7 protein-coding genes are annotated in these 8358 nt (G+C 70.4%); 1 reads left to right on the top strand and 6 read right to left on the bottom strand.

Annotated features, from left to right (window positions below):
• Window positions 1-237: 237 nt before the first annotated feature.
• Entirely contained in the window at window positions 238-1521 is a 1284-nt protein-coding gene (tyrS, locus tag ACSHT8_RS34900) for a tyrosine--tRNA ligase (RefSeq protein WP_436496415.1), read from the bottom strand.
• Between the two features lie 193 nt (window positions 1522-1714).
• Between tyrS and ACSHT8_RS34895 the strand changes: the two genes are divergently transcribed.
• On the top strand, window positions 1715-3517 hold the full coding sequence (locus tag ACSHT8_RS34895) for a bifunctional metallophosphatase/5'-nucleotidase (protein ID WP_436496413.1): 1803 nt from the start codon (window positions 1715-1717) through the stop codon (window positions 3515-3517).
• A 7-nt stretch (window positions 3518-3524) separates the two neighbouring features.
• Here ACSHT8_RS34895 and ACSHT8_RS34890 read toward each other — a convergent pair whose 3' ends face one another.
• The 5 genes from ACSHT8_RS34890 to argF all read right to left on the bottom strand — a co-directional run bounded on the left by ACSHT8_RS34890 (window position 3525) and on the right by argF (window position 8356).
• Window positions 3525-4172: a DNA-3-methyladenine glycosylase gene (locus ACSHT8_RS34890; protein ID WP_436496411.1), complete on the bottom strand. Its 648-nt coding sequence runs from the start codon at window positions 4170-4172 to the stop codon at window positions 3525-3527.
• Window positions 4148-5572 (bottom strand): argininosuccinate lyase, encoded by a 1425-nt coding sequence (gene argH, locus ACSHT8_RS34885; RefSeq protein ID WP_436496409.1) that lies wholly within the window; start codon window positions 5570-5572, stop codon window positions 4148-4150. Before argH ends, ACSHT8_RS34890 begins: the two co-directional genes overlap by 25 nt.
• Window positions 5573-5728: 156 nt before the next feature.
• Entirely contained in the window at window positions 5729-6922 is a 1194-nt protein-coding gene (locus ACSHT8_RS34880; RefSeq protein WP_436496407.1) for an argininosuccinate synthase, read from the bottom strand.
• A complete protein-coding gene (locus tag ACSHT8_RS34875) occupies window positions 6915-7439 on the bottom strand; it encodes an arginine repressor (RefSeq protein WP_436496405.1) in 525 nt (174 codons plus the stop codon). Before ACSHT8_RS34875 ends, ACSHT8_RS34880 begins: the two co-directional genes overlap by 8 nt.
• Window positions 7436-8356, bottom strand: a complete 921-nt coding sequence (gene argF, locus ACSHT8_RS34870; RefSeq protein ID WP_436496403.1) for an ornithine carbamoyltransferase — start codon at window positions 8354-8356, stop codon at window positions 7436-7438. Before argF ends, ACSHT8_RS34875 begins: the two co-directional genes overlap by 4 nt.
• Window positions 8357-8358: the final 2 nt, after the last annotated feature.

Genomic DNA, 8358 nt, shown 5'->3' with positions numbered 1-8358 from the left:
TGCGCAAACCTGGGGTCAAATCGCACCCCCAGGCGCCCGCGCCGGACGGAAACCGCAGGTCACCGCCCCTGTGTCGGGTCTACAGACAACGTAACCCACGTGATCTCCGGTGTGAATGTGACCGCGATCACACGAACTTTCCTGAAGATCAGGTATCCGACCCTCTGACCTGCGGAAACAGCTGTGGCCGCCGATCCACCAGGGATCGACGGCCACAGGGGCACCACTCGGACGGGCTCAGGGCTGGACTTCGACTCCAGCGGTGTTGCGCTTGCCGCGGCGCAGGACCAGCCACTTCCCGTGCAGCAGGTCCTCCTTCGACGGCGTCCACGCCTCGTCGGTGACCTTGCCGTTGTTCACGTACGCGCCACCTTCACCGACCGTGCGCCGCGCCGCTCCCCTGCTCTCCGCGAGCCCGGAGGCCACCAGCAGGTCGACGATGGTGGGTTCGTCGGCCAACCGCGCCGTCCCCGTCGGCGCCTCGGACATCGCCGCGTCCAGCGTGGACAAGTCCAGTTCGGCCAGTTCACCGCGCCCGAACAGCGCCTGGCTGGCCGCGACGACCTGCCGGGTCTCGTGCGCGCCGTGGACCAGCGTCGTGAACTCCTCCGCCAGCCGCTTCTGCGCGGCCCGCAGGTGCGGGCGCTCGGTCGTGTCCTGCTCCAGCGCCTCGATCTCCTCCCGGTCCAGGAAGGTGAACAGCCGCAGGTAGCGCACGACGTCGGCGTCGCCCACGTTCACGAAGTACTGGTACCAGGCGTACGGCGAGGTCATCGCCGGGTCGAGCCAGACGTTGCCGCCGCCGGTGGACTTGCCGAACTTGCGGCCCTCGGCGTCGGTGACCAGCGGCGCCGTCAGCGCGTGCACCGAGGCCCCGTCGACCCGGCGGACCAGGTCGACGCCGCCGATGATGTTGCCCCACTGGTCGGACCCGCCGACCTGCAGCTTGCAGCCGTGCGCCCGGTGCAAGCGCAGGTAGTCGTGCGACTGCAGCAGCAGGTAGCTGAACTCCGTGTAGGACATCCCGTCGGTCTCGAGCCTGCGCTTGACCGTCTCGCGCGACAGCATCACGTTGATCGAGAAGTGCTTGCCGACGTCGCGCAGGAAGTCCAACACGGACATCCCACCGGTCCAGTCGAGGTTGTTGGCCAGGATGGCGCCCGTCCCCGGCCCGTTCACGTCGTCGAAGTCGACGAAGCGCTCCAGCTGGCCGCGGATGCGGCCCGCCCACTCGGCCACGACGTCTGTCGTGTTGAGGGTGCGCTCACCGCTGTCGCGCGGGTCGCCGATCATGCCCGTCGCCCCGCCCGCCAGCACGATCGGCTGGTGGCCCGCCTTCTGGAAGCGGCGCAGCATCAGCAGGGGGACGAGGTTGCCCGCGTGCAGGCTGGGCGCGGTCGGGTCGAATCCGCAATAGAGGGTGAGCGGACCCGCGTCGAGATCCCGGCGCAGTGCGTCGAGGTCGGTGGACTGCGCGATCAGGCCGCGCCAGGACAGCTCGTCGAGAATGTGCTCACTCACGGCAGTCATCTTCGCGCACACCCCCTACCTGGGCGCGAGCGGATTGCCGTCATCGGCTGTTCGCCTGCCTGTCGTCGCCCGATCAGCCAACTCCTATGCACAAGCGGCCATACGGGGGCAGGATGCCTTGGTCTGTGAACTCTCGACTGGAGGCGACCCCGTGCCAGGTGCAAGACCTCTTCTGCGTTACGCGATGCCCGCCGCGCTCGCGGCGGCGGTGACGGTGGCGATCCCGCTCGCCTCGCCGAGCAGCGTGCCGACCGCCGACGCTTGGACTCCGATGTCCCCCGTGCAGGTGGCCTACAACCACCCCGGCCCGTCGGGCGTCGCCAAGGGCCGACTGCTCGGCTTCAACGACTTCCACGGCGCGCTGGAGCCCCCGGTCGGCAGCGGCGGCCTGGTCAACGGCGTGCCTGCCGGTGGCGCGGAATACCTGGCCACGCACGTCGGCCGCCTGCGCGCGCAGGGCGAGGCCAACGGCGAGAAGGTGCTGACCGTCGGCGCCGGTGACCTGGTCGGCGCCACCCCGCTGATCAGCGCCGCGTTCCACGACGAGCCGTCGATCGAGGTGCTCTCCAAGCTCGGCCTGGACATCTCCTCGGTCGGCAACCACGAGTTCGACGAGGGCGTCACCGAGCTCAAGCGCCTGCAGAAGGGTGGCTGCCACCCGACTGACGGCTGCCAGGACGGCGATGGCTTCGAGGGCGCGGACTACAAGTACCTCGCCGCGAACGTGGTCGACAAGCAGTCGCGGCTGCCGATCCTGAGCCCGGTGAGCATCAAGGTCGTCGGCGGTGTGCCGGTGGCGTTCGTGGGCATGACCCTCAAGGGCACCCCGAACATCGTCAACCCGGCGGGCATCGCCAGCGTCGAGTTCCTCGACGAGGTGACCACCGCGAACAAGTACGCCGGGCTGCTGAGCCTGCTCGGCATCAAGTCGCTGGTCCTGCTGATCCACGAGGGCGGCCAGCAGAGCGCGCCCCCGACCCCGCAGGACCCGTCGAGCTGCGCGAACTTCGCGGGCCCGATCACCAACATCGTCGCGGGCCTGCGTCCGGAGTACGGCGTGGTCGTCTCCGGCCACACGCACCGCTTCTACAGCTGCGCGCTGCCGAACTCGTCCGGCGCGAACACCGTGGTCACCAGCGCGGGTTCCAACGGCACCCTGGTCACCGACATCGGCTTCTCCGTCGACCGCAAGACCCGCAAGTTCACCGAGGTGAGCGCGCGCAACGTGATCGCGGAGAACGGCGTCAAGCTGCCCGACGGCACCTACGCCAAGGACGCGGCGGGCAACTTCATCCGCAACCCGGAGCTCGTCAACGCCGAGGCGAAGGCCATCGTCGACAAGTACCGCGCGGCTGTCGCGCCGCTGGCCAACAAGGTCGTCGGCAAGATCACCGCCGACATCTCGCGGACGAACAACGCCGCCGGTGAGAGCCCGCTCGGCGACGTCATCGCCGACGCGCAGCTGGCCTACACCAGCTCGCAGCAGGCGCAGATCGCGTTCATGAACCCGGGCGGCATCCGCGCCGACCTGGCCTACGCGTTCTCGCCGGGCGGCGAGGCGGCGGGCGACGTCACCTACGGCGAGTGCTTCACCGTCCAGCCGTTCAACAACCTGGTCGTGACGCAGTCGTTCACCGGCGCCCAGGTCAAGGAGGTGCTGGAGCAGCAGTTCGTCGGCTTCGCGGGGCAGACCGCGCAGCGCATCCTGCAGGTCTCGGCGGGCTTCACGTACTCCTACAACACCACGCTGCCCGCGGGTGAGCGGGTCTCGGCGATCGCCCTCAACGGCGTCCCGCTGGACCCGGCGGCGACCTACAAGGTCACGTCGAACGACTTCCTCGCCAACGGCGGCGACGGCTTCACCAAGCTGTCGGTCGGCACCGGCCGGGTCACCGCGCCCGGCTTCGACGTCGACGCGCTGGTGGCGCACCTGGGCGCGGGGGCGGTCTCCCCGGGTCCGGCGAACCGGATCACCAAGCTCGGCTGATGAGGGACTAAAGGACGGGGGCGCTTCGGCGCCCCCGTTCTTGTTTTCCACCCCGGCGGTACGCGCTGACCGAGCGGGAGCCGTCCACCCAGAAGCGCCACGGCACGTCCATCGCGACCGCCACGCCGACGCGTGGGCCGAAGGCGATGTCGGCCTCCGGCACCGGCTCGCCCGCGAGGAGGCGGACCGGTGAGTCGGGGTCGGTCAGGTCGACGCCGTTCTGCGGGCGTTCGAGGCCGAGGACCGTGGTGAGGCGGGCCGGTCCCTTGGCCAGTTCGTGGTCGTTGCGCGACGCGGGACGGCGGGACCTCGCGATGTCCACTCCGGACACGACTTCCCCGGCGCGGAGCAGGACCGCGCCGGGCACGCCGTCGGTCAGCGAGACCACGTTGGCGCAGAAGTGCATGCCGTAGACGAAGTACACGTACAGGTGGCCCGCCGGGCCGAACATCACCTCGTTGCGGGGTGTCCGGCCGCGGTAGCAGTGCGACGCGGGGTCGTCGCCGCCGCGGTACGCCTCGACCTCGACGAGCCGGACCGCGACGATGCCTTCCGCGGTCCGGGATTCGAGCACACAGCCCAAGAGTCGTTTGGCGGCGATGACCGGGTCGACCGCTAACTCGTCCCGTGTCAGGACGCGCTGTGTTCCGCCCAAGTCCGGTACTCCTCGATCCGCCGCACCACCCGGTCCCGCTGCTCCGCGACCCGCTGCGGCGCGGTCCCACCGTACGCGTCGCGCGAGGCGATTGATCCCTCGACCGTGAGTACTTCCCGCACCTTGGGCGTGAGCGCCGGGTTGACCGCGGTGAACTCGGCGTCGGTGAGGTCGGCCAGGCCGACCCCGCGCGACTCGGCGCGGCGCACGCACTCCCCCGCGGCCTCGTGGGCGACGCGGAACGGCACGCCCTCGCGGACCAGCCACTCGGCGATGTCGGTGGCCAGGGTGAAGCCCGCGGGCGCGAGCTCGGCGAGGCGGTCGGTGTGGAAGGTCAGGGTGGAGATCAGGCCCGCGAGCGCGGGCAGCAGGAGGGTGAGCTGGTCGACGGAGTCGAAGACCGGTTCCTTGTCCTCCTGCAGGTCGCGGTTGTACGCCAGCGGCTGGGCCTTGAGAGTGGCGAGCAGGCCGGACAGGTTGCCGATCAGGCGGCCGGACTTGCCGCGGGCGAGTTCGGCGACGTCGGGGTTCTTCTTCTGCGGCATGATCGAGCTGCCGGTGGCCCACGAGTCGTGCAGCGTGGCGTAGGCGAATTCGGCGGTGGTCCAGATGATGATCTCCTCGGAGATCCTGGACAGGTTGACCCCGAGCATCGCCACGATGAAGGCGAACTCGGCGGCGAAGTCCCGCGACGCGGTGCCGTCGATCGAGTTCTCGGTCGGCGCGTCGAAGCCGAGTTCGGCGGCGACGGCGGCCGGGTCGAGGCCAAGCGAGCTGCCCGCGAGGGCGCCCGCTCCGTAGGGCGAGACGGCGGTGCGCTTGTCCCAGTCGCGCAGCCGGTCGACGTCGCGGAGCAGGGCCTGGGTGTGGGCCAGCAGGTGGTGGGCGAGCAGGACGGGCTGGGCGTGCTGCAGGTGGGTGCGGCCCGGCATGGGCGCGTTCGGGTGGGTCTGGGCCTGGAAGAGCAGGGCCTCGACCACGTCGAGCGTGCCGCCCGCGACGAACCTGGCGGCGTCGCGCAGGTACATGCGGAAGAGGGTGGCGATCTGGTCGTTGCGGGAGCGGCCCGCGCGGAGCTTGCCGCCGAGGTCGGGACCCGCGCGGTCGATGAGGCCGCGTTCGAGGGCGGTGTGGACGTCCTCGTCGGCGGGGACCGGGGTGAACGCCCCGGAGACCACGTCGGTCTCCAGGGCGTCCAGCGCCTCGATCATGCCCGCGAGTTCGTCGTCGGTGAGGAGGTTCGCGCCGTGCAGGACCCGCGCGTGGGCTCGGGAACCGGCGATGTCGTAGCGGGCCAGCCGCCAGTCGAAGTGGGTCGACAGGCTGAGTGCGGCCATGGCTTCGGCGGGGCCGGACGTGAAGCGCCCACCCCACAGTGCGGTGGGTTCCTGCTCGGTCACGACAGTCCTTTCTGGACTCGAACGCCCCGCACGCAGCCCCCACCCTTCCCGGGGGGACGGCCCCTGGCCAGTCTATCGGGGGTAGGGGCGTTTGGGGCTGCGTGCGCTTGGGCTGTGGATGGTTCGGCCCGATGTGGAATGTTCGGGCTGGGCTGGCTAGTGGCCTGAGCGCTTGGCGGCGATCTTGCTGGGGAGGCCCCACAGCTGGACGAAGCCCTTGGCCAGCGTCTGGTCGAAGGTGTCGCCCTCGTCGTAGGTGGCCAGGTTGAAGTCGTACAGCGACTGGTCCGACTTGCGGCCCGTCACAACCGCGCGGCCGCCGTGCAGGGTCAGGCGGACGTCGCCCGACACGTGCTGCTGGGTTTCGGCGATGAAGGCGTCCAGGGCGTACTTCAGCGGGGAGAACCAGAGGCCGTCGTAGACCAACTCGGCCCAGCGCTGCGAGACGGTCCGCTTGAAGCGGGCCAGGTCGCGCTCGACGGTGACGTTCTCCAGCTCAGCGTGCGCGGTCATCAGGGCGATGGCGCCGGGGGCCTCGTAGACCTCGCGGCTCTTGATGCCCACGAGCCGGTCCTCGACCATGTCGAGCCTGCCGATGCCCTGGGCGCCCGCGCGGCGGTTGAGTTCCTGGATGGACTGCAGCACGGTGACGGTCTCGCCGTCGATGGCCACGGGGACGCCCTTGTCGAAGGTGATGATCACCTCGTCGGCGTCGCGGGGCTCGGCCGGGTTCGCCGTGTAGGAGTAGACGTCCTCGATCGGGGAGTTCCAGATGTCCTCGAGGAAGCCGGTCTCGACCGCGCGGCCCCAGACGTTCTGGTCGATGGAGTACGGGGACTTCTTCGACACGTCGATGGGCAGGTTGCGGTCCTCGGCCCACGCGATGGCCTTCTCGCGGGTCCAGGCGAAGTCGCGGACCGGGGCGACGACCTTCAGCTCGGGGGCGAGCGCGCCGATGCCGACCTCGAAGCGGACCTGGTCGTTGCCCTTGCCGGTGCAGCCGTGCGAGACGGTGGTGGCGCCGTGGAACTTGGCCGCGTCGACCAGGTGCTTGACGATCACCGGGCGGGAGATCGCCGACACCAGCGGGTAGCGGTCCATGTAGAGCGCGTTGGCCTGCAGCGTGGGCAGGCAGTACTGCTCGGCGAACTCGTCGCGGGCGTCGACGACGACGGCCTCGACGGCGCCGCACTCGAGCGCGCGCTTGCGGATCGTGTCGAGATCCTCGCCGCCCTGGCCGACGTCGACCGCCACGGCGACGACCTCGGCACCGGTCTCCTCGGCGATCCACCCGATGGCCACCGACGTGTCCAGCCCACCCGAGTAGGCCAGCACCACCCTGTCACTCATTGCTATCTCCTTGTTTCGACAAGTCTGTTCCGTTAGTGCGGGAGGCCATCGCGGTGAAGCGTTCGGCCATGTCCAGCCCGGTGAGTGGTTCCCGGACGATCACCACGAGGGTGTCGTCGCCCGCGATCGTGCCGACCACGTCGACCAGCGCGGCCCGGTCGATCGCGCTGGCCAGGAAGCCCGCCGCACCGGGCGGGGTTCGCAGCACGGTGAGGTTGGCCGAGCCGTCGGCGGAGACGAGCAGCTCGCTGAGCAGGCGGACCAGGCGGTCGGTGCCGCCTTGCACTCCACGCACCGGGCTTCCGTCCTCGGGGATGACGTAGGTGGGGGCGCCGCCGTCGACGCCGCGGAGCTTGACCGCGCCGAGTTCGTCGAGGTCGCGCGACAGCGTGGCCTGGGTGACGTCGATGCCCTCGGCGCCGAGCAGGGTGGCCAGTTCGGTCTGGCTGCGGATGGCGCGGTCGGTCACCAGCTCGACGATGCGGGCCTGCCGCGCGGCGCGGGTTGAGCTGGTCATCGGTCCACCAGCCACGCCATGAGCGCCTTCTGCGAGTGCAGCCGGTTCTCCGCCTCGTCCCACACCGCGCTCGCCGGGCCGTCGATCACCTCGTCGGTGATCTCCCAGCCGCGGTGCGCGGGCAGGCAGTGCAGCACGATCGCGCCGGGGGCGGCGCGTTCCAGCAGCTCGGCGTTGACCTGGAGCTTGCGGAACGGCGACACCCGGTCCTTGCCGTCGTTCTCCTGGCCCATCGACGTCCACGTGTCGGTGACGAGCACGTCGGCGCCGTCGACGGCGGCGTGCGGGTCGGTGAGCAGGGTGACGCTGCCGCCGGTGTCGGCGGCCCGGTGCTTGGCGGCGAGGACGAAGTCGGCGACCGGCAGGAAGCCCTCCGGCGCGACGATCCGCACGTGCATGCCCGCGGTGGCGCCGCCGAGCAGCAGCGAGTGGGCCATGTTGTTGGCACCGTCGCCGAGGTAGGTGGCGGTGACACCGGCGAGCTTGCCGTGGCGTTCCTCGATGGTCATGAGGTCGGCCAGGACCTGGCACGGGTGGAACTCGTCGGTGAGCGCGTTGATCACCGGCACGGTCGAGGCCGAGGCCATCGCCTCGATCCGCTTCTGCGCGTAGGTGCGCCACACGACCATGTCGACGTAGCGCGACAGCACCCGCGAGGTGTCCTCGATGGTCTCCTCGCGGCCGAGCTGCATGGTGCGGCCGTCCACGACGATCGGCTGGCCGCCGAGCTGCTGGATGCCGACCTCGAACGACAGGCGCGTCCGCGTGGAGTTCTTCTCGAAGATCGTCGCGACGGACTTGCCCTCCAGCGGCCGCTGCGCGAGGGGCGCGCCCTTGAGGATCTTGGCCAGGGTGAGGACCTCCCGCTGCTCGGCGGGGGTCAGGTCGTCGTCGCGGACGAAGTGGCGGATGCTCATGG

This window comes from Actinokineospora sp. HUAS TT18, from assembly GCF_051364635.1.
Taxonomy (GTDB): Bacteria; Actinomycetota; Actinomycetes; order Mycobacteriales; family Pseudonocardiaceae; genus Actinokineospora.
Note: the sequence above shows the minus strand (reverse complement) of the source record. Positions and strands in the feature narration are given on the sequence as shown.